General features: G+C 48.2%; 18 protein-coding genes. 9 read left to right on the top strand and 9 right to left on the bottom strand.

What is annotated here, in order from left to right:
- Window positions 1–2 precede the first annotated feature (2 nt).
- The 7 genes from UNDYM_RS12950 to UNDYM_RS12920 all read left to right on the top strand — a co-directional run bounded on the left by UNDYM_RS12950 (window position 3) and on the right by UNDYM_RS12920 (window position 9927).
- On the top strand, window positions 3–290 hold the full coding sequence (locus UNDYM_RS12950) for a DUF2933 domain-containing protein (protein ID WP_162041405.1): 288 nt from the start codon (window positions 3–5) through the stop codon (window positions 288–290).
- A complete protein-coding gene (locus tag UNDYM_RS12945) occupies window positions 277–927 on the top strand; it encodes an isoprenylcysteine carboxylmethyltransferase family protein (RefSeq protein ID WP_162041404.1) in 651 nt (216 codons plus the stop codon). The genes UNDYM_RS12950 and UNDYM_RS12945 overlap by 14 nt, the downstream gene beginning before the upstream one ends.
- Window positions 928–955: 28 nt before the next feature.
- Window positions 956–3280 carry a heavy metal translocating P-type ATPase gene (locus UNDYM_RS12940; RefSeq protein ID WP_255456543.1) on the top strand — a complete coding sequence of 775 codons (2325 nt, stop codon included), beginning with the start codon at window positions 956–958 and terminating at the stop codon, window positions 3278–3280.
- A gap of 122 nt (window positions 3281–3402) precedes the next feature.
- Window positions 3403–3810, top strand: a complete 408-nt coding sequence (locus UNDYM_RS12935) for a hypothetical protein (RefSeq protein ID WP_162041402.1) — start codon at window positions 3403–3405, stop codon at window positions 3808–3810.
- 74 nt (window positions 3811–3884) lie between these two features.
- The gene (locus UNDYM_RS12930) at window positions 3885–5231 is read left to right on the top strand and encodes a TolC family protein (RefSeq protein WP_232064044.1); all 1347 of its coding nucleotides are present in this window, start codon (window positions 3885–3887) and stop codon (window positions 5229–5231) included.
- The gene (locus tag UNDYM_RS12925; RefSeq protein ID WP_162041401.1) at window positions 5228–6808 is read left to right on the top strand and encodes an efflux RND transporter periplasmic adaptor subunit; all 1581 of its coding nucleotides are present in this window, start codon (window positions 5228–5230) and stop codon (window positions 6806–6808) included. The genes UNDYM_RS12930 and UNDYM_RS12925 overlap by 4 nt, the downstream gene beginning before the upstream one ends.
- Entirely contained in the window at window positions 6805–9927 is a 3123-nt protein-coding gene (locus UNDYM_RS12920; RefSeq protein WP_162041400.1) for an efflux RND transporter permease subunit, read from the top strand. The genes UNDYM_RS12925 and UNDYM_RS12920 overlap by 4 nt, the downstream gene beginning before the upstream one ends.
- A gap of 38 nt (window positions 9928–9965) precedes the next feature.
- Here the strand turns inward: UNDYM_RS12920 and UNDYM_RS12915 are convergent, their stop codons facing one another.
- The 7 genes from UNDYM_RS12915 to UNDYM_RS12885 all read right to left on the bottom strand — a co-directional run bounded on the left by UNDYM_RS12915 (window position 9966) and on the right by UNDYM_RS12885 (window position 16081).
- On the bottom strand, window positions 9966–11216 hold the full coding sequence (locus UNDYM_RS12915) for a hypothetical protein (protein ID WP_162041399.1): 1251 nt from the start codon (window positions 11214–11216) through the stop codon (window positions 9966–9968).
- 317 nt (window positions 11217–11533) lie between these two features.
- Window positions 11534–12142, bottom strand: coding sequence for an L-2-amino-thiazoline-4-carboxylic acid hydrolase (locus UNDYM_RS12910; RefSeq protein WP_162041398.1), 609 nt, complete (start codon window positions 12140–12142; stop codon window positions 11534–11536).
- A gap of 54 nt (window positions 12143–12196) precedes the next feature.
- The gene (locus UNDYM_RS31370) at window positions 12197–12451 is read right to left on the bottom strand and encodes a heavy-metal-associated domain-containing protein (RefSeq protein ID WP_162041397.1); all 255 of its coding nucleotides are present in this window, start codon (window positions 12449–12451) and stop codon (window positions 12197–12199) included.
- A 97-nt stretch (window positions 12452–12548) separates the two neighbouring features.
- Window positions 12549–13046 (bottom strand): TPM domain-containing protein, encoded by a 498-nt coding sequence (locus UNDYM_RS12900; protein WP_162041396.1) that lies wholly within the window; start codon window positions 13044–13046, stop codon window positions 12549–12551.
- A gap of 2 nt (window positions 13047–13048) precedes the next feature.
- Window positions 13049–13867: a YgcG family protein gene (locus UNDYM_RS12895; protein ID WP_232064153.1), complete on the bottom strand. Its 819-nt coding sequence runs from the start codon at window positions 13865–13867 to the stop codon at window positions 13049–13051.
- Window positions 13868–13893: 26 nt separating this feature from the next.
- Window positions 13894–14526: a LemA family protein gene (locus tag UNDYM_RS12890; protein ID WP_162041395.1), complete on the bottom strand. Its 633-nt coding sequence runs from the start codon at window positions 14524–14526 to the stop codon at window positions 13894–13896.
- Between the two features lie 571 nt (window positions 14527–15097).
- Window positions 15098–16081: a site-specific integrase gene (locus UNDYM_RS12885; RefSeq protein ID WP_162041394.1), complete on the bottom strand. Its 984-nt coding sequence runs from the start codon at window positions 16079–16081 to the stop codon at window positions 15098–15100.
- Between the two features lie 206 nt (window positions 16082–16287).
- Between UNDYM_RS12885 and UNDYM_RS12880 the strand changes: the two genes are divergently transcribed.
- The gene (locus UNDYM_RS12880; protein WP_162041393.1) at window positions 16288–17304 is read left to right on the top strand and encodes a DNA-binding protein; all 1017 of its coding nucleotides are present in this window, start codon (window positions 16288–16290) and stop codon (window positions 17302–17304) included.
- A gap of 102 nt (window positions 17305–17406) precedes the next feature.
- Complete coding sequence (locus UNDYM_RS12875) at window positions 17407–17763, top strand: hypothetical protein (RefSeq protein ID WP_162041392.1); 357 nt, start codon at window positions 17407–17409, stop codon at window positions 17761–17763.
- A 306-nt stretch (window positions 17764–18069) separates the two neighbouring features.
- Here the strand turns inward: UNDYM_RS12875 and UNDYM_RS12870 are convergent, their stop codons facing one another.
- A complete protein-coding gene (locus UNDYM_RS12870) occupies window positions 18070–19332 on the bottom strand; it encodes a hypothetical protein (RefSeq protein ID WP_162041391.1) in 1263 nt (420 codons plus the stop codon).
- A 518-nt stretch (window positions 19333–19850) separates the two neighbouring features.
- Window positions 19851–20336, bottom strand: a complete 486-nt coding sequence (locus UNDYM_RS12865) for a helix-turn-helix domain-containing protein (RefSeq protein WP_162041390.1) — start codon at window positions 20334–20336, stop codon at window positions 19851–19853.
- Window positions 20337–20348: the final 12 nt, after the last annotated feature.

Here is a 20348-nt window from a genome sequence, read left to right as displayed (position 1 = left end):
CCATGAATCACGAACACGAAAATCAGAATGAACCAGGCAGTTTCTGGCGCTCCAGATACGCTCTGGGATATCTTGTCATTGGTGCAGTTGCTGCCTATTTTCTATTGACAGAACATCTGGCGCACGTGATCGGCGCGTTACCATTTTTGTTGTTGCTGGCCTGTCCGCTGATGCACGTCTTCATGCATCACGGACATGGACATCATAACCATCATCACGATGCAGAGTCGCCAAGTGACGAAGGCAAGGATGCCAGCGCGAATAAGGAGAGCCGCCATGGACCACGGTGAAAACGCCTACGGCCTTTGGTCGCTGGTGATACTCAATTCAGCCATTTTTATCATGTTTGCGTTCAGTTTCTTTAAACCGCAAACGGCGCGTGACTGGCGTAGTTTCAGCGCATTTTCTGCATTCATTGTGGCCTTGTTCGTAGAAATGTATGGCTTCCCGCTCACTATTTACCTGATGTCAGGCTGGTTGCAGACGCGTTACCCCAATCTGGATATTTTGTCGCACAACGCAGGGCACTTATGGTCCACCTTGCTTGGAGAAAAAGGTGATCCGCATTTTGGCGTATTGCACATCGCCAGTTATGTGTTCTTGGGGTTCGGCTTTTACCTCTTATCCAGTGCCTGGAATGTGCTTTACCATGCCCAAAGAAGGCATACGCTGGCGACTGCGGGTCCTTATGCCAAAATCCGCCACCCACAGTATGTCGCTTTTGTCTTAATTCTCCTGGGGTTCTTATTACAGTGGCCTACAGTATTAACATTGGTCATGTTCCCTATCTTGCTAATCATGTATGGTCGTCTGGCTGTCACGGAAGAAAAAGAGATGCAGGCGCAATTTGGTGAGGAATTCGCCCGATACGCGACGCAGACTCCACGATTTTTCCCGTACTTATCTGCCAGTCCGGCTAGTCATTGAATCAACAACACCTTAAATGGAAATAACCATGAACGATACAGTGACTGTACCCGCTTCTGCGAAAGACATGGGCCTAAAAGATCCTGTATGCGGCATGACCGTCACCGAACAGTCCGAACATAAGGAGCTACGTGACTCAAAAATGTATTACTTTTGCAGCAGCAAATGCCATACTAAATTTAATGCAGAACCTGGCAAGTACATATTGTCAAAGACTACTCCAGAAAAGGAGGAAGAAACATCTTCCGCCGCTATCTATACTTGTCCCATGCATCCCGAAATACGGCAAGATCATCCGGGCAGTTGTCCTAAGTGTGGTATGACGCTGGAGCCGGTGATTCCCGAACTTGAGGCAGATGATAATTCCGAGCTGAAGGACTTTCAGCATCGCTTCTGGTGGACTTTACCTCTCACCGTGATTGTTTTTGTACTTGCCATGTCTGGTGAGTCGCTACATTTGATGCAGATGTCTGTTCAAAGTTGGGTGGAAATGGCCATTGCTTCACCTATCGTGTTGTGGGCTGGATGGCCTTTCTTCACAAGAGGTTGGCAATCTGTGTTGCACCGTAGTCCCAATATGTGGACATTGATCAGCTTGGGAACTGGTGCAGCTTTCATCTATAGCGTGGTTGCGACATTGACTCCTGGCGTTTTTCCAGATTCGTTTATTTCAATGGGACGTGTTGCAGTGTATTTTGAGGCGGCGGCGGTGATTATTTCGCTGACTTTACTCGGACAAGTACTGGAACTTAAAGCGCGATCACAGACTTCGGCGGCGATCAAATCCTTGCTAGGCCTTTCTCCGAAGACTGCTCGGCGCATCAACGCGGATGGAAACGAAGAAGACATACCTCTCGCCAACGTTCATGTTGGAGATTTATTGCGTGTTCGCCCTGGTGAAAAAGTTCCGGTTGATGGCAGTGTGACGGAGGGAAGTAGCGCCGTTGACGAATCCATGCTGACCGGAGAACCTGTCCCTGTGACTAAACGGGTTGGAGATAAAGTCATTGGTGCTACTTTAAATACGAATGGTGCTTTAGTCATGCGCTCTGAGCGGGTAGGATCTGCCACGATGCTGGCACAAATCGTTCAGATGGTTGCGCAGGCGCAGCGTTCAAAGGCCCCGATGCAGCGAATGGCGGACGTTGTGGCTGGATATTTCGTGACGACCGTGATCGGCATTGCCATCCTGACTTTTTTTGCCTGGGGCTTTTGGGGACCAGAACCGCGCTGGGTCTTTGGCCTGATCAATGCTGTTTCAGTACTGATCATTGCCTGTCCCTGTGCCTTGGGACTGGCGACTCCTATGTCTATCATGGTGGCAACTGGTCGTGGTGCCACGCAAGGCGTTTTATTCCGGGATGCTGCTGCCATAGAAAATTTACGCAAGGTTGATACCCTGATTGTTGACAAGACCGGTACCTTGACTGAAGGGCGTCCCGCATTCAATAAAGCGATTCCATCCTCTGGCTACCACGAAGACGAAGTGCTGCGCCTGGCAGCCAGTCTCGATCAGGGTAGCGAGCATCCCTTGGCCGATGCCATTGTACGAGCAGCTCGCGAGCGGGGGCTCAATCTGGACAAACCAGAGAATTTTGAATCAGGTTCAGGTATTGGCGTGCGTGGCACCATCAATCAGCATGGGATTGCTCTGGGAAATACGACACTCATGGAGCAATTGGGCGTACAAGTGCAAGACTTGATGACGCAGGCAGAATATCTTCGTGCCGAGGGCGCAAGCGTCATGTACCTTGCTGTGGACAATCAACTGGCAGGATTGCTTGCGGTGTCAGACCCAATCAAGAAAAGCACCCCGGAAGCCCTGGCCACACTTAAAGCATCAGGAATTCGCATCATTATGGCAACGGGTGACGGCCTGACCACGGCAAAAGCTGTTGGTAACCGGCTCGGCCTGGATGAAGTCTTTGGAGAGGTAAAGCCGCAAGACAAACTTATACTGGTTGAACGTCTACAAAAAGAAGGTCGCATCGTTGCCATGGCAGGTGACGGGATCAATGATGCACCCGCACTGGCAAAAGCCAATGTAGGTATCGCCATGGGTACCGGCACCGATGTCGCTATGAACAGTGCCCAAGTCACCCTGGTTAAAGGTGACCTGCGCGGCATCTCTGTTGCACGCTTATTGTCGGACGACACAGTTGGAAATATGAAACAAAATCTGCTATTTGCTTTCTTGTATAACGGCTTGGGTATTCCAGTCGCTGCTGGCGTTTTGTATCCGATGACCGGCTGGTTACTTTCTCCACTGATTGCTGCTTTAGCGATGAGTTTGAGCTCAGCTTCCGTCATAGGCAATGCTCTGCGGTTGAGAACACATGGTGTCGACACCTGACTATATGAGACTGATCAAGGAAATATCTGGCAAAGGCACTATAATCTGCGTAAGGAAATTGATGCTGTTCACTGATTTTCTAATCCATTTTGTTTTTAATGTTAATTAAATACAATAATTACGTGAAATTATCCCGTCCACATCGCCTGTTCACTGCGTTGATCGTACTCTTCAGCATGCTGTTTATGCAGCTTGCTGTGGCATCATACGTTTGCCCGGGTCATATGACGGGTAGTGAAATTCCTGCTTTATCCGGAGATCTCAGCTCTGTCGCAATGGTCAATTGTGCTGGCATGGACAAAGAGCAGCCTGCATTGTGTCATGCACATGCCGATGATCCGTATGCAAAACAATCATTGGATAAGCCGCAAATGCCCAATGTGCAGCCCTTTGTAGTGGCGGGATTGACGCTGACCTTGCAAGTAATGGATATTGCCGGTCTACAACAAGAGCTTCAACCACAACCCTCCTATCTGGCGCGTTCCAGCGCTCCGCCCATCGCAATACGCAACTGCTGTTTCCGCATTTAAATTTCCAGATTGCCTAGTCTGTCACTGCTACGTCTTGTCGACGGAAGTGCCGTTTCTTGCTATCTGGAGGTTTCATGTCATTCTCATTCCGTGCACCTATGTTTGCGCACCATAAAACAAAACTTTATACTCAGTTCCTGGTTGTGATTCCTGTAGCGATTGCTTTTGTGCTTACTCCTCTCTATGTTAACGCTGCAGAGTCTCCATTGACTTTGGGCAATGCCCAACATCTTGCAGTCGCCCGTTCCCGTCAATTGATCGCGCAAGATATGGCGGTCACTGCCTCCCGCGAAATGGCTGCCGCTGCCGGTCAGTTGCCTGATCCTATATTGAGGGCTGGAATCGATAATCTGCCAGTCAGTGGCCCTGACCGCGGCAGTCTGACTGGCGATTTCATGACCATGCGTCGCATCGGCGTCATGCAAGAATTGACCAGAAACGACAAACGCCAATTACGCGCAGAGCGCTATGACCGTCTAGCCGACAAGTCCCTGGCAGAGAAAAGCAGCGCGATTGCCGCTATCCAGCGCGACACCGCTGTCGCTTGGCTCGATCGATACTACGCAGAACGTATGGCTGCTGTAGTCACAGAACAATCCATTCAGGCCAAACTTGAAATTGAAGCGGCCGAGAGTAGTTACCGCGCTGGTCGTGGCAACCAGGCAGATATCTTCGCAGCCCGAAGTGCACTCAGCATGGTCGATGACCGTCAAAGTGAAATCTTACGCAAAGTGCGTACGGCCAAGACGATGTTAAGCCGTTGGACTGGAGGTGACCCAGAACTTGCGTTGGCAGGTGAGCCCAGTATCGAGAAGATTCGCCTGGATTTATCGGCACTGGACAAGTCACTTGCTCACCATCCCCAGATTGCAGTGCTGACCAGGCAAACGGAGATTGCTGAGACAGATGCCAGATTGGCCGAAGCCAATAAAAAAACCGACTGGAGTGTTGAAGTCGCGTTCCAGCAACGTGGCCCAGCTTATTCCAATATGGTTTCGGTCGGCATATCACTGCCTTTCCAGTGGGATCAAAAGAATCGCCAAGATCGTGAACTGTCTTCCAAATTGGCAATGGTCGAACAGGCTAAGGCAGAACGTGATGAAACATTGCGTGCACATGTTGCGGAAACGAAAGCGATGATAGAAGAGTGGCAAACTGACCTCGAACGCTGTACTCGTTATGAGCACGAATTGATACCGCTGGCAAAAGAGCGTACTCAAGCCATATTGGGTGCCTATCGCGGCGGCAAGTCCAGTCTGGGTGATGTGCTGGCGGCTCGCCGCAACGAAACCGACGTACGACTACAGGCCTTGCAACTACAAGCCGACACTGCCCGTTTATGGGCGCAACTTAATTTCCTGTTTCCTGTCGATGTCCAAGCGACGTATCCAACCCAATCCATGAAAAAGGATATGCCATGAACAATAAGAAAATCTTCATCGCCCTGGTTACTGCTGGCGTACTGGCTGGTAGTGGTTATGGTCTGTATCGCCTTGGCCTCAATCAAGGAATGCAAGGGGCTGACGGGCCGCACTCAAGTGCATCAACAACAAGTTCTGCTACCGGCGTAAAAAAAGTATTGTATTGGCATGACCCAATGGTTCCCGGTCAAAAATTTGATAAACCTGGCAAATCGCCTTTCATGGACATGCAATTAGTACCTGTATATGCCGATGGCGGCGATGAAGGTTCTGTCAGCATCAGTCCTCGTGTACAACAAAACCTTGGTATCCGCACTGCAGAAGTGACACGCAGTAGCCTGGCATCGGCTGTGGTAGCGGTTGGCAGTGTCGTTTATAACGAGCGTGATGTCGCTCTGGTGCAGGCACGTAGCAATGGTTTTGTCGAAAAACTCTACGTTCGCGCCCCTCTAGATACAGTCAAGAAAGGTCAGGTACTGGCTGAGCTATATGTGCCAGATTGGGTCGCTGCACAGGAGGAATACCTGACGGCGAAGCGCATGCAGGCTAGCGGTATTGCCGGATTAATGGACGGGGCAAAGCAACGCATGCGCCTGGTTGGGATGAGCGACGATCAAATACGCGCAGTAGAGGCTAGCGGCAAGGTGCACACACGTATCTCTGTCACGGCCCCGGTCAGCGGCGTAGTCGCGGAATTGTCTGTACGTGAAGGTATGACCGTCACGACCGGTGCACCCTTATTCCGTATCAATGGTCTGGGCACGATCTGGGTCAATGCCGACATCCCTGAAAATCAATCTGCCAAGATGCGCTTAGGGAATGCCGTCGAAGCACGTACTCCGTCATTGCCAGGCGTTATCTTTAAAGGCAAGGTCAGTGCCATACTCCCCCAGATTGACGTTGCTACCCGTACTCTGAAAGCCCGCATCGAACTGGCGAATCCTTCCGGTCAACTGGTACCCGGCATGTTTGCCAATCTGAGCTTCAGTTCTGAGACCCGCAACGATATTTTGCAAGTGCCAACCGAAGCCATCATCCAGACTGGCACTCGCGCTGTGGTGATGGTCGCACAAGGCAATGGTAAATTCATGCCCGTTGATGTTGAAACCGGTATAGAGACAAATGGCCAGACTGAAATCCGTAACGGCCTGGAAGCTGGACAAAAAGTCGTCGTATCCGGCCAATTCCTGATCGATTCCGAAGCGAGCCTGAAAGGTACAGCGACGCGCATGAGTGATGCGCCAGTGGACAGTGCCGACAAGAGTACCGCAGCGATACATCATGGTAGTGGCAAAGTCGAAAAGATAGATAAGAATGAAATCACGCTATCTCACGCTCCTATATCGTCCCTGAAATGGGGAGCGATGACGATGGGCTTCAAGCTACCAGCGAATGGTTTTCCTGCAAACGTTGCCGTTGGCGACATGGTGATTTTTGACATACGCCAAACCAAGGACGGTATGTACCAGATTACCTCTATTTCACCAACGGCTGAAACACCTAAGACCAATCCATCGTCTAATGCGATGAACGATACGATGAATATGCCCTCGTCTTCTGCAGGAGCAAAAAAATGATGGCCAAACTAATACGCTGGTCAATCGCCAACCGCTTTCTGGTGCTGCTAGCAACGCTGATGATGACTGCCTGGGGTATCTGGTCTTTGTCGCGTACACCACTTGATGCGATTCCTGACCTGTCGGATGTGCAAGTCATCATCCGCACCAGTTATCCCGGCCAGGCACCGCAAATTGTTGAAAACCAGATTACCTATCCTTTGACGACGACCATGCTGTCCGTGCCGGGTGCCAAGACGGTGCGTGGTTATTCATTCTTTGGGGATTCTTTCGTCTACGTATTGTTTGAAGATGGCACCGATATGTACTGGGCACGTTCCCGCGTATTGGAATACCTGAACCAAGTGCAGTCTCGCTTGCCGCCACAGGCAAAAGCTTCACTCGGCCCAGATGCCACGGGTGTAGGTTGGGTGTATGAATATGCCTTGGTGGACCGCAGCGGCAAGATGGATTTATCGCAATTACGGGCATTCCAGGACTGGTTCTTGAAGTACGAACTGAAATCAGTGCCGAATGTGTCTGAGGTGGCGAGCATAGGCGGCATGGTACGCCAGTACCAGATACAACTCGATCCGGACAAGATGCGCGCCTACAACATCCCGCATGGAAAAATCATTGAGGCTGTGCAGAAAGCCAATCAGGAAACCGGTGGTTCGGTGCTGGAACTGGGGGAAGCTGAATATATGGTACGTGCATCCGGGTACCTGAAATCATTGGATGATTTTCGTAAAATACCTTTGATGACCACAGATGCTGGTGTATCAGTGCGTCTGGGCGACGTGGCCCGTATACAAATCGGGCCTGAAATGCGGCGCGGCATCGCCGACTTGAACGGTGAAGGTGAAGTCGCTGGTGGCGTGATTGTCATGCGGTCCGGCAAAAACGCACTGGAAACCATCGATGCAGTCAAAGTCAAACTGCAAAAGCTCAAGGCCAGTCTGCCTGCTGGCGTGGAAATTGTCACTACCTATGACCGGTCCAATCTAATCAATCGTGCCGTCAAGAACTTGCAAGAGAAATTAATAGAAGAATTCATTGTTGTCGCCATTGTCTGTGCCATCTTCCTGTTTCATCTGCGTTCAGCTTTGGTCGCCATCGTTACTTTGCCAATTGGCATCCTGATAGCCTTCATCGTCATGTATTACCAGGGCGTGAATGCGAATATCATGTCGCTGGGCGGGATTGCCATTGCAGTAGGTGCCATGGTTGATGCCGCAGTGGTCATGATAGAAAATGCTCACAAGCACATCGAGGCGTGGAACCATATGCATCCAGGAGAAAAACTTCACGGCGAAACCCATTGGCGAGTGATCGGCGATGCGGCCGCTGAGGTAGGGCCAGCCCTGTTTTTTTCATTGCTCATCATTGTCTTGTCCTTTATACCGGTCTTTACCCTGGAGGCGCAGGAAGGACGCTTATTTTCTCCGCTGGCATTTACCAAAACGTATGCCATGGCGGCAGCAGCGGGCTTGGCGGTGACCTTGATACCTGTACTAATGGGTTACCTGATCCGGGGTAAGATACCTGATGAACAACAGAACCCCTTGAATCGCGTCTTGATTGCCATATACCGGCCTTTATTGGATATGGTATTACGTTTCCCTAAGACCACTTTAGTGATCGCAGGTTTGGTTGCTGTAGTAACGGTATGGCCAATGGCACGGCTTGGCGGTGAGTTCATGCCGCCACTGGATGAAGGTGATTTGCTCTATATGCCGTCTGCACTCCCAGGCATAGGCGCTGGCAAGGTTTCAGAGTTACTCCAGCAGACTGATCGATTGATTAAGACTGTGCCAGAGGTAAAAAGTGTATTTGGCAAAGCTGGGCGCGCTGAAAGTGCGACTGATCCGGCTCCTCTGGAAATGTTCGAAACCACGATACAATTCAAGCCGAAAGATCAATGGCGGCCTGGCATGACGACCGATAAGCTGGTAGAAGAACTGGATCGTATAGTTAAAGTCCCTGGGCTATCCAATATCTGGGTGCCACCTATCCGGAATCGTATCGATATGCTGGCGACCGGTATCAAGAGCCCCGTGGGCGTGAAAGTGGCAGGCACCAGTCTGAAAGAAATAGACAGGATTACCAGCGATATTGAACGTGTTATCAAAAACCTTCCTGGAGTGTCTTCAGCCCTGGCAGAAAGACTCAATGGCGGACGTTATATCGATGTCGATATCAACCGGGATGCAGCGGCGCGCTACGGTCTCAATATCGCAGACGTACAAAGCATCGTGTCCGCAGCGATTGGCGGGGATAATATCGGCGAAACCATTGAGGGCTTACAGCGATTTCCGATCAACGTTCGATATCCGAGAGAAGTACGTGACTCCGTCGAAAAACTGCGGCAGTTACCAGTGCTGACTGAACGTGGCGCACAAATCCGGCTGGGTGATGTCGCAGAAATTCGCATTAATGACGGGCCACCTATGTTGAAGAGCGAAAATGCCCGGCTGTCTGGATGGGTATACGTTGACATCCGTGATCGTGACTTGAACTCGACAGTACGTGAAATGCAGGAAGTCGTTACCAGCGAAGTCAAGCTGCCAGCAGGTTATTCAATTGCCTGGTCCGGGCAATTTGAATATCTGGAGCGTGCTACAGCCAAATTGAAAATCGTCGTACCGGCGACCTTGCTGATCATCTTCGTACTGTTGTACATGACCTTCAAGCGTGTCGACGAAGCAGCGCTGATCATGGCGACCTTGCCGTTTGCATTGGCTGGTGGTATATGGCTGCTGTGGGCGCTTGGCCATAATCTATCGGTCGCCAGTGGTGTCGGCTTTATCGCACTGGCGGGTGTTTCCGCTGAATTCGGCGTGATTATGCTTTTGTACCTGAAGCATGCCTGGGAAGCGCGTGTCGCCATTGGAAAAGCCGATGAACAAGATTTGCTGGAGGCTATTCGGGAAGGTGCAGTACTGCGAGTGAGGCCGAAGGCAATGACGGTCGCTGTCATCATTGCAGGTCTGGTTCCGATCATGCTTGGTACGGGTACAGGTTCGGAAGTCATGAAGCGCATCGCTGCACCTATGGTGGGCGGCATGATCACCGCACCATTGCTTTCGATGTTTGTTGTGCCAGCAGTGTATTTGCTTTTGCGCCGAAGGAAATTGTGATCCGATGAAAAGGGAATTAACCTTGCCTTTTTCTATTCCTAAGCACTGAACTGGGCAATTTTCTTGAGAACGGAATGATTTTCGCCCAGCATGCATAACGCATCACAATGTTGTCTCAAAATATCAAACGGCAAATACCCCAAAGACAAGTCAGCCGAATCGCCTCGAAAGGCGGGGCGGCTGATTTGCGCCATCACTTCATGCTGACGCTTATTTGGTGCCACCAGATAGTAGTGGCAGTTGTCCGACGGAATTGAACGGGCCAAATCCTTCATCCTTAGAATACCGGAATAAATGGAAGTACTTCTTTCCACTTCAAAAGCACATGCGATCTTGGAGGTTTTGGGGTCTATCCATAAAACGTCAATGAGGCTTATAGTATCCAGCACCTCTGAAGGAACCTCTAATGGTGGTAGTTGTTCAATCGTGAGTTGAGAAAATGCCTCGCCATGACAAGAACGATGACGATCATTACGCGCCACAAATACCTGGTATTTCAAAGCCTGGCCTATTTTGATCAACATATGCTGCACTTGCGTATGCTCGGATTCTTCCTTGTGTTCCTCTACAACCTGGCTATGGCGGCGTGCCGCAGCTTTCTCCGCTTTTTCCTGTAGATCTTTCAGAACATTGTCAGCATTATTTTCAATGATCAATCTACCGCTACCAAGTTCGAACAGCAATCCGGCGAAAGCACCCAAGTCCTTGGACAGCAAGCTTCGGTGTGTCGCATTGGCTTGTACTATTGTTTCGCGCATCGATAAATAGCTTTGCCAGGACCCTAATTTTTGTTTGGCGTCGAACAGTGCATTAAACCCATTCACGATGGCTGTATTGAACGGCGGCACCAGCGTCGGATGTAAAAAATAAACGATGGTCGCTACTGACGGACCTAAGCCTTTAATATTGGCATCTGCCAGGCGACTCATCTCGTCAAGGACCTGATCTTCTCGCGTAGCATTCAGGCATGCATTCAAAAAAGCGCCAAACTTTTGCTGATTCTGTGTATTTTCGTAAATATCCGGGATGCGCAGCTTGGGTTTCCAGTAGAAAGGATGGGCCGCTCCTTCGAATACCTGTTTTTGCTCGGTAATGGCGGCCAGGACGATTTCTAAAGGAGAGCCCTTAAAATCATTGCCAAAGCTACCGGCTGCAATGGCGTCAACGGTATCTTTCACACCTCGGCGTATTGCCCGGAACGCCTTCATCCTTTGTTCGCCGCCAATAAACCATGTGTTATAGACCGATTCGGGGTCGGTTTTATATTGAGCGATCAGGTTTGCAGTCACAAAAAATTCCAAAAAAGCATAGATAAACCAACCTAATATCAGATCTGTTATTTTGCGCTGGATTATAACCCGACATTTGCATCAAATACTGACCCACTCGTTTTAATGTCTTTTAAGCTGCGTCGTTGCTTCCGATTTTTACCTGCTTCGGTTTTAAGCCAGCTTGAAAGCTGTAATGCATATTTGATGATATCACTGGTTGTTTGTCGCTCCACATTTAGATGCAATTTATCCAGTAAAGTGGGTCAATTTTCAGTGCAAATCAACAAGAGGGAAGCCTTAAGTCTGGCATGACATCTTAAAACGAATGTTTCCGGCTATTGACGCAATTCCCAGACGAAATTGCATTCACGTTTGCCATCGGCAATCCGTCGCCCGACGCCACCTCGATCAAATGTCATCTCATCTGGAAGATAAGAATTGAACATCGCATTATCGATCTGGCACACAATTGGCGTCATCTCTGGAATCCCTATAGAGACGACAAATTCATGAAACATGCATCGCGTTATCTTGATTTCGAAGCGCCGCGCCGAGCGTTCAATGACTTCCATCTTGTTCCAGCGTACCAGGCCGGTGCGATTGTTCTCGATCTCCAATTCTGAGAAGTTCTGAAAATTACGCTTCTGGTGGACGGTGTCAAACTGCAAATTCTGTGCTGCAGTTCCACCGGTTAGCAAGGCTACACGCAGGATTTCGAACGCTCTGGGTTGGCCAATTTTATTCTTCAGGTTGATATAGACCCAAACAGGTAATGCAGCGAGTTCGACTAACTCGGCAGGAAATTGTCTGCCTATCGTTTTTTTGAATTGAGCGAGCGTAAGCTTACAGTTGAGAAGAAACAATCGCGGAAATCGTATCTCACTCTTCAGCATGTGAAGCAGGATCGGCGTAGTAACTTTCTTCATATCGAATGCCGGAGTCATAAACATCTCCTGGATACTAGTTCTTTTGACCTTCCAATGTTGAGGTCAGTCAACCTAACTACAACAGCCTCCCTTGGATTGATGTCTGTACGCTTCCAAAGGCACATCCACGCCGTAGCCAGCCTCCTTTATGGCTGTCTTTATTTGATCAAGGGAGCTCCTTGACTCATCGTATTGCACAGTAACCTCACCCTCCACCAGTGACACTCTTACGTCACTGACGCCGGAGACTGCTTCCAAGGCTTTTGTTACAGCGCTGGTGCAGCCTCCGCAAGTCATTCCCGTCACTTTTAAATGCTCTGTTTGCATGGTAGTGCTCCGTTCTATTTAGAGTTGATTAAAGAGGGCTGAGTAGCAAGCGTCAAATCTCGCTGCGCCAGATCAACCGCGCAGCAAGATCTCTTATTTAAAGCATTACCGGTTTGTCAGACAGTTCATTGCGGCTGGCACCCGCGGAGGGAAAATGTTCTGCCAGAGATGCTGTCACCGCTTCAATCCCACGGACCACGCCACCTTCGTAGTCGCCTTGACTGAAAGCGGTTTCCATCTGATGACAGATCTTTGCCCACTCCCTGGAGTGCACCTTTGAGTGGATACCGCGATCAGCGATAATTTCCACATCGCGATCGGCATACAACAAATAAATCAGCACGCCGTTGTTATATTCAGTGTCCCACATGCGCAATTGAGAAAATACGTCAATCGCACGACCTCTTGCGGATTGCCCGGTAAAGAGTGGCATGCCGTCCAGTGCGCCTTCTACGACAAATCGAAGTTCCCCAACGTGCGCTGCTTCGCTGTGTTTGATCGCCTGTTCAATGGTGCTTAAAACCTGGCGGGTAAAAGTTTGGTTGACTTGCCAGTGGGTCATCGTGAGATGTCTGACTATGCGCTTGATGTTCATCGTTACCACCTTCCTGACGCACCACCGCCGCCAAATCCACCGCCGCCACCGCTAAAACTCCCTCCACCGCGACCATATACGCCAGCTAGGCCACCCATGCCACGCCCAATCATACCGCCACCGATCAAGGTAAACAGGAATGCGATCACCCCTGAGACCAAAGCAATCGATATGGCTCCGGCAAACAGCCATGCCATGCCTCCCACGACCGCGCCCGTAACAATTGCGCCCGGAAATCTACCGAACAAGGTACGCATTAGTCCACCAAAGATGACAGCCATCACAAAGATGACTGGCGCATACTGCTGGATAGCGCCGAAACTGACATTGGAATTGCCAGTGCCTCTGGGTGGCGGCAATGGTTCGCCATCGATAACCTGTAGCATCTGATTGACCCCAGCAGTAATACCGCCATAGAAATCTCCTTGCTTGAAGCGGGGGCTTATTATTTCGCTGATGATACGCTTGCTGGTCGCATCGTTAAGTGCGCCTTCCAGGCCATATCCCACCTCAATACGCAGGGCACGGTCGTTCTTGGCAATCACCAAAATTGCACCGTCGTCGACCTTTTTACGTCCCAGCTTCCATGCCTCAGCGACACGCAAGGCATATTGCTCAATGGTTTCCGGACTGACGGTGGGAACAAGTAGAACCGCTATCTGACTACCTTTCTTTGCCTCAAATGCTTGCAGGGTCTGCTCCAGGGCAGATTTTTGTTCGGCGTTCAAGGTCAACGTCTGATCAGTGACATGCCCGGTCAAGGGCGGCACAGGCACTTGCGCTCCCGCGATCAAAGAAATACAAAAGATACTGGCAAGAATAGGGAGTCTTGCCCAAGTGAACGTACTCACTTCGAAGCTCCTTGGGCATCTACTTGTGGCTTGGCTGGCGTAGCACTGAAATCGACTTGGGGCGGCTTGGCGATTTCCTTTTCGTTATCCACCGTGAAATTGGGCTTCTCCTTATAGCCGAAGGCCATTGCCGTCAGATTGGAAGGGAAAGAGCGAACCGTTATATTGAACTCCTTGACGGCGACGATATAGCGGTTGCGTGCCACGGTAATGCGGTTCTCTGTACCTTCCAACTGCGCTTGTAGATCGCGGAAGTTCGCGTCAGATTTGAGTTGTGGGTAATTCTCTGTTACCACCAGCAGCCTCGAGAGTGCGCCTGACATCTCTCGCTGGGCGGTCTGAAATTTGGCAAAGTCTTCAGGGTTGTTGAGTAGTTCAGGTGTTGCCTGAATGCTGCCGACCTTGGCGCGAGCATTGGTCACACCGAGTAAAACATCCTTTTCTTGGGCTGCGAAACCTTTGACGGTATTGACCAGGTTGGGAACCAAATCCGCACGACGTTGATATTGATTGATAACCTCTGACCAGCTCGCCTTAATTTGCTCGTCATTGGCCTGTAATGTGTTGTAACCGCAGCCTGTCAGATTGAGTGAGACCAGGGCAAACAAGATCATCCAAAATTTACGCATTTTTATTGCTCCAAGAATTTTATGCGCTAGATAAGCGCATAAAATGGGACTCCATCATAGACAACCGATAATTCGTTTTACGGGTGCGCTTGTACTCTCAAAGTCGAAAAAAAACTGCAGTATTAGCCCCTATATTGGCCGCTGTATTGGCTACCTGGCGAGTGTTAGCAGCGCCAGAAATAGTTCCATGTTTTCTGGTATGTCAGATTTTTTTAGAGGTGGCAATCTGACGAACCTGTGGAAGTTCTGTATCCCTCAGCGTATTCAACAACTTGCCATTAGTCTAGCGGTAAGGTGCGACATTGCAGGCTATCGCTACTTGCTTTGATCTGCATCAATTTAAAAAAGTAGCCGCCATAAGTCATTTGGGCACTGTAACCAGGCGATGAACGTTGCTATCGCCACTCAATTTTCATGGCAAGTTGGAGTTGCTTGCACTGCACATTCCTTGTGGCCCTCCAGGCAAAGCCAAGCAGGCATCAACTATCTGATTTTGAAGTTACTCTTCATGCAACGACTGGTCTGTGCGGCATCGCTCATCGACTCATCAAATGTGGGCCTGAACCGGTCACTATTTTAGTGAGGGATCGATAAGAATTGATGACGTCATTTGACCAGAAGTGTCCAAACTTGATTCAATTCTGTGCCGAGCGAAAGGATCAACCGCATCGACATATCGCATTGCGTTTTGCACGCTTTTCCAGCCCACGTATTCCATGAGGGTTTTTAGATCCCAGCCATTTCCCGTCGCCCAATTGGCGAACCCGCGCCGGAGTGAGTGTGCTGAGTATTCGTCGGACCCAGCGACGCCTGCATCTTTGAATATGGTGCGCAACAAAGGTATCAGGCTATCCATATGAAGTCCATGATTCCCAACTTGCCCCCAGCGGTTAACTGACCGGAATACTGGGCCAGACTCAAGTGCAGCTAATTCCTTCCAGGCTGAGTAAGCTGCAACTGGACAAAACTGCTTTAGGACTGGCGCTTTAAACGTCACGCCTTTATTCTGGCGATCACCTTTTGTATGTGGCAAGAAAAAACTCATGCCTTGACCAGGAGACACTTCAATGTACTCGACCTGCAGGCGTGTAAGCTCATCTCCACGGAAACCTCGCCAGAAGCCAAGCAGTAGCAAGGCACGGTTCCTAGTGTGTCGTAGTTCTCCAGCGCGGCTCCCAGATGCATTTGCAGCAGCAATTGCCTGGTCTAACCAGCGATCTACCATGCCAAGCTGCTCAAGCTGAAATGGTTTGGCCTGTTTCTCTTGTACAGGATGCTCTCGTTGTATGCCTTTTAGGACTTTCTTGATGAGGGGTGTTTTGGTCGGGTCTGGGAAGCCCTGGTCAATATGCCATTGTGCCAAAGCTGCCAAGCGCTGCCGTAACGTGTTGATCGCCAGCTTTTCAGCATGATCAACAAGGTACTGAGCGATGTTTTCGCTGGTGGCAGGCAAAAAGCCACCCCATTCGATTTCGTAGTGCCGAACGGCCGATTGGTAGGCAATGCGGGTATTGTCACGCGTGCCGGCATGGAGATAGTGATCGATTTTGCTCATGCTATGCATCCCTAGATTTCAAGATCAGTGGGCAAATTGGGGCTGTACCAAATATTGCGTCAATTTTAACGCTTTTTTCGTATTCACACTGGATAACCTTATCTTATCCTGCATTGAATATTCATTTATTTCCACTTGAAGTTAAACCATATTTAGTATGTAATTACATGATACGTAATACATTACGATATTCAATGGAGTAAATGATGGCCAGAACCGGATTGTATAAGTCAGAAGTCGAAAAAGCACGCAATTCACTCATTGCTCAGGGCCGCCATCCATCAGTCGATGCAGTAAGAATTGCTTTGGGGAACACTGGCTCCAAGTCCACCATACACAAGTACCTGAAGGAGTTAGAAGAGGAGAATGGCGGCAACGTTGATCGCAAAACCTCCATCAGTGAAGCGCTGCAGGATCTGGTGGCACGCCTGGCTGTTCAGCTGGAGGCTGAGGCAAGTAATCGCATTACTGAACTGGAATCGCGGCATAGCGAGAAAGATCGCCTGCATGAAGTAGAAGTTAAAGCGCTGACTGCAGCAAATGCTGCCATCCAAGAAAAACTCGACCTCACCATCGCCGCGATCAAGCAAGAAATTCAATCCCACGAGCAAACCAGGGAAGCATTGCAGAGCGAATCCATCGCCAGACATACTTTGACGCAGCAAGTGACGGATCTGAAGGAGCGCTTGGTTGAGAATGAAACACACCGGCAATCATTGGAAGAAAAACACAATCATGCACGGGATGCCCTGGAGCATTACAGATCATCCGTCAAAGAGCAGCGCGATCAGGATATCAGGCGTCATGAACAGCAAATTCAACAACTACAGGCTGAGATGCGTCATTTGCAACAGAGCCTTGTACTCAAGCAGAACGAAGTGACGCAACTCAACCAGGATGGGGCTAAGCTGATTGCAGAATTGTCCCAGGCGCAGAAGTCGCTATATGAAGAGAAAAATCAAAGTCGTAAGACACAGACTGAGTTAGATGCACAACGAGCCATCGCGCAGCGTGTCGCGCAGATGGAGACTCAATTGATTCAAAAGACTGCCCGGATCACTGACTTACAAGAGCAGCATGCTGAGGTTTTGACGCAAAATAAGGCATTGGAGACCCAGATAAGCAGTTTGCAATTGGAGTTGGCCAAGACCGTTGCCAAGCTTAATGCTCAGCAGCTAATGATGAATGAATTTAAGACGTTCTTGAATGTGAAACCGCAGTAAATTATTCTTAAGCAAGACGCTGTACAGACCATCATATTGATTTGCAGCCGCGTGCATGGGTTAATTGAAACGGGCCCTCGATGTCACTTTAAAAAAATATTGATGAATTCTGACGACAAAAATCTATTTAACCCAGTATTCAGCTGGCATCAAGCATTCCGCCTGCACGCAGCACCAAGGCAGCAGGAACTGATGATCTATCTGCAAACCACGTTTGAGGAAAGGCTGCACGAAGTGGTAAGCGTGTCGCTTCAAACTCTATTGGATGATTTTGTACAATTTTCTGAGGCGGAGCAGGTTGGCTGCATGACCAAAGAGTTGCAGGCCGCATCATTTGCGCTACGACGCGCAGCAGAGCAGTTGGACAAGCAGTTGGCCAACAATCACGCTACTGCGAAACTGGGCTGTTGTAATTGGTGTGATGACCAGGTGCAATATGCGGATCAAAACGACGATTAAAATGTAAAAGGAAAGCCAAAAAGTAAACTTAAAACGCTGTAGAAATAGTGTTTATCTAATTGCTCACCAATGGTTTTACGGGCCAATTCTACATTCTCAGGGAAGATAGGGAAATTTTCAAATTTCCATTTTAAATCAGTGGGTTAAGCACACTTTGGCGAAAAAAACCGTAATCCCGGCCGTTCCTCTCATTGATCAGAGCTAATGTTCAGTAGTAGTGCAAAGGATCAAGCGTGAAGTCAAAACTTCATTAAGCCTGCAGATTTGCTGTGCCGATTTGTAGGTATTTCTAAAAGAAGTTCACAATTAAATTGAAATTGGGCTGCCATTGAACGCGATCACCTGTTTGCAAATATATTCGATAAGTTCGATGTCATATTTTAGATATTTCGCCTCATTAGACAAATGATGGAATACCTCCACATTATTCTCGGTGCCTTTTGTATGGACTATTCGGCAGCGAATATTGTAAATTCTCTCCGAAATTGTTTTGGTTAATTCGATGTTTTTGTCGATATTTAATGCGGTAGTTGAAATTTTTTTTGCCTCCTTTGAATTGAAAAATTCTTTTCTTTCGTCATTTTCTGACAGCCACTTTTTCAGTTCATATTCATTTACGCAATGAGAAACAGTAGAAATTAGCTGAGTTAATTCGTTACCGAATGTGTTGCTGGATTTGCTGAATTTTATTACGTTCAGAACTTTTGAAAGCTCTTTGTCGTCGTCTACATTAAATGCTGGATTTTTCAAAAGACCTCTTATTTTATTTTGCGCCTCTTTCTCGGCATATATCGTGAAATAGAATTCAATTGCTTGATATAACAAAAAATATCTTTGTAGAGGCATAGCTTTAAGTTTATCTGCTAGCCAAAACATGGACAAAGGCTCGGAATGATATTGGTACCTTGGTGCATGTAATTTAACTTTTTTATCGCTAATTGGAATTGAATTGACTGAGCTAGATTGATCAGGCCGAAGTTGTATCTGGATATCGGTAAGAATATTCACATTAAAGCAAATTGTGGAAAATATGCTTTTGACCAATTTAATGGCTTCGTCATGCGACGTAATCGTCAAGTTTTTAATTTTTATGGTGTGGTACGGAAGTACGTCTCTATAGTCTGAATGCGATGGATATTCATTTCTTGCGTTATCGATCAGATCAAATGCATTAGAAGGTTTTCCAATTTCAATCGTTGTATCTGCTATTGGAGATGGTATCTTCAGGAAAATATTGTTTTGATCTGTAATATCCCAACATTCTTCTGAGATACATCTTCTTAGAAGCTTCAAAGTAAGATTTCCGATAGTGCCATCAATAGTGCACTCGACCATTTTATATTTTTCTGACCATATGCCTGTATATCCTTTTATAAGACGGTATTCATAAAAATCTAAAAATTCTCCGAATTGTCCTAGATTTCGTCCTTCGAATGCATATATCCAAGTTGGCTCATCGGCTTTTAGCATAGAGATAGAAAGACGTCGTGCATTCAGTGTTTCCAATAAAGTTTCTTCGAATTTAATTTTATTATCAGTACATATTTGCTTAAGTCTATCTATGCTCATAGGTTCTCTTTTTTGTATATTAACGCTGCTGGTTAGTTAGATTTAAAAGCCTATTTATTGGCAACGTTATAAGCGTAACATTTTTATTATTACTCATGATACAAGCGATCGCGCAAAGCGAGGCAAAATATCTAGCCAGATCAACACTAAGTCGAAGACGTGCGCTTAGAAGTCGCGACTTACCGACTACCTGGATTTTGAGCGGGCAAGCCGTGTAGCAATGCGGGGGGCATTGATCGCCGACAAGCGGCCCCATAATACAAATCAGCTAGTTATTCAAATTCTTGTATCATCTGCAATTTTTTTGCTGACGATACAACTTGAGCTTTTTCCATTCGATACGCTGTCCGGATCCGAACAATAACAAATTCTCGAAAACATTAGCAGCCATTATTGGACGATACGTAATACTAGGTCGTGGCGATATGGGGATGCGCCGCGCCAGAAAGCGTATAATCGAGGTCGAAAAAAAACGCCTGCTTTTGGCAGGCGTTTCAAAAAGGGAGATTTTGGATTACTTAGCTTGCTGCCGTCTGAAGTGCAAACGTGGCAAAGAATGTCCGCATTGCAGCCGATATTTTTAACGGGATCCACGCCTTCATTCTGGAAGTCATTTTACATAATATAAAGTTTTCGCTTTCATCAACATGGCTGTAACCCAATACTGGTGCGGCTTCCGCTTTTTCTAGGGTCACAAATAAGTTGACACTAAAACACAACAGGAGGGCGCTAGCGGTCGCTGCCATCCTCGTCATAAAAACTTCCCACAACGATTTCTGACCTGATTTTTCAGCTCTGTCAATACATGCAGCGCCCACTATTTCAATAGGGTTGATTCCTAAATCTAAGGCAATCGCTAGGCACATTTCGTCGTCCATTACGCGTGTGCCATTCATGTATTGGCTGATCGTTCCAGTCGACTTTTTCAGATGAAGAGCAAGTTGTCTATCGTTCGATAGGCCGTGTTTGGCCTTTATCTGCTCCAAATATTTTGCGCTTTTCATAATTATCCCTTG

Source organism: Undibacterium sp. YM2 (assembly GCF_009937975.1).
In the GTDB taxonomy this organism is placed as follows: domain Bacteria; phylum Pseudomonadota; class Gammaproteobacteria; order Burkholderiales; family Burkholderiaceae_D; genus Undibacterium.
Note: the sequence above shows the minus strand (reverse complement) of the source record. Positions and strands in the feature narration are given on the sequence as shown.

Bases quoted from the DNA above. Each gene is read 5' to 3' on its own strand.
- UNDYM_RS12950 (WP_162041405.1), top strand. From the start codon at position 3: ATGAATCACGAACACGAAAATCAGAATGAACCAGGCAGTTTCTGGCGC.
- UNDYM_RS12945 (WP_162041404.1), top strand. From the start codon at position 277: ATGGACCACGGTGAAAACGCCTACGGCCTTTGGTCGCTGGTGATACTC.
- UNDYM_RS12940 (WP_255456543.1), top strand. From the start codon at position 956: ATGAACGATACAGTGACTGTACCCGCTTCTGCGAAAGACATGGGCCTA.
- UNDYM_RS12930 (WP_232064044.1), top strand. From the start codon at position 3,885: ATGTCATTCTCATTCCGTGCACCTATGTTTGCGCACCATAAAACAAAA.
- UNDYM_RS12925 (WP_162041401.1), top strand. From the start codon at position 5,228: ATGAACAATAAGAAAATCTTCATCGCCCTGGTTACTGCTGGCGTACTG.
- UNDYM_RS12920 (WP_162041400.1), top strand. From the start codon at position 6,805: ATGATGGCCAAACTAATACGCTGGTCAATCGCCAACCGCTTTCTGGTG.
- UNDYM_RS12910 (WP_162041398.1), bottom strand. From the start codon at position 12,142: ATGACTCCGGCATTCGATATGAAGAAAGTTACTACGCCGATCCTGCTT.
- UNDYM_RS31370 (WP_162041397.1), bottom strand. From the start codon at position 12,451: ATGCAAACAGAGCATTTAAAAGTGACGGGAATGACTTGCGGAGGCTGC.
- UNDYM_RS12900 (WP_162041396.1), bottom strand. From the start codon at position 13,046: ATGAACATCAAGCGCATAGTCAGACATCTCACGATGACCCACTGGCAA.
- UNDYM_RS12890 (WP_162041395.1), bottom strand. From the start codon at position 14,526: ATGCGTAAATTTTGGATGATCTTGTTTGCCCTGGTCTCACTCAATCTG.
- UNDYM_RS12885 (WP_162041394.1), bottom strand. From the start codon at position 16,081: ATGAGCAAAATCGATCACTATCTCCATGCCGGCACGCGTGACAATACC.
- UNDYM_RS12880 (WP_162041393.1), top strand. From the start codon at position 16,288: ATGGCCAGAACCGGATTGTATAAGTCAGAAGTCGAAAAAGCACGCAAT.
- UNDYM_RS12875 (WP_162041392.1), top strand. From the start codon at position 17,407: ATGAATTCTGACGACAAAAATCTATTTAACCCAGTATTCAGCTGGCAT.
- UNDYM_RS12870 (WP_162041391.1), bottom strand. From the start codon at position 19,332: ATGAGCATAGATAGACTTAAGCAAATATGTACTGATAATAAAATTAAA.
- UNDYM_RS12865 (WP_162041390.1), bottom strand. From the start codon at position 20,336: ATGAAAAGCGCAAAATATTTGGAGCAGATAAAGGCCAAACACGGCCTA.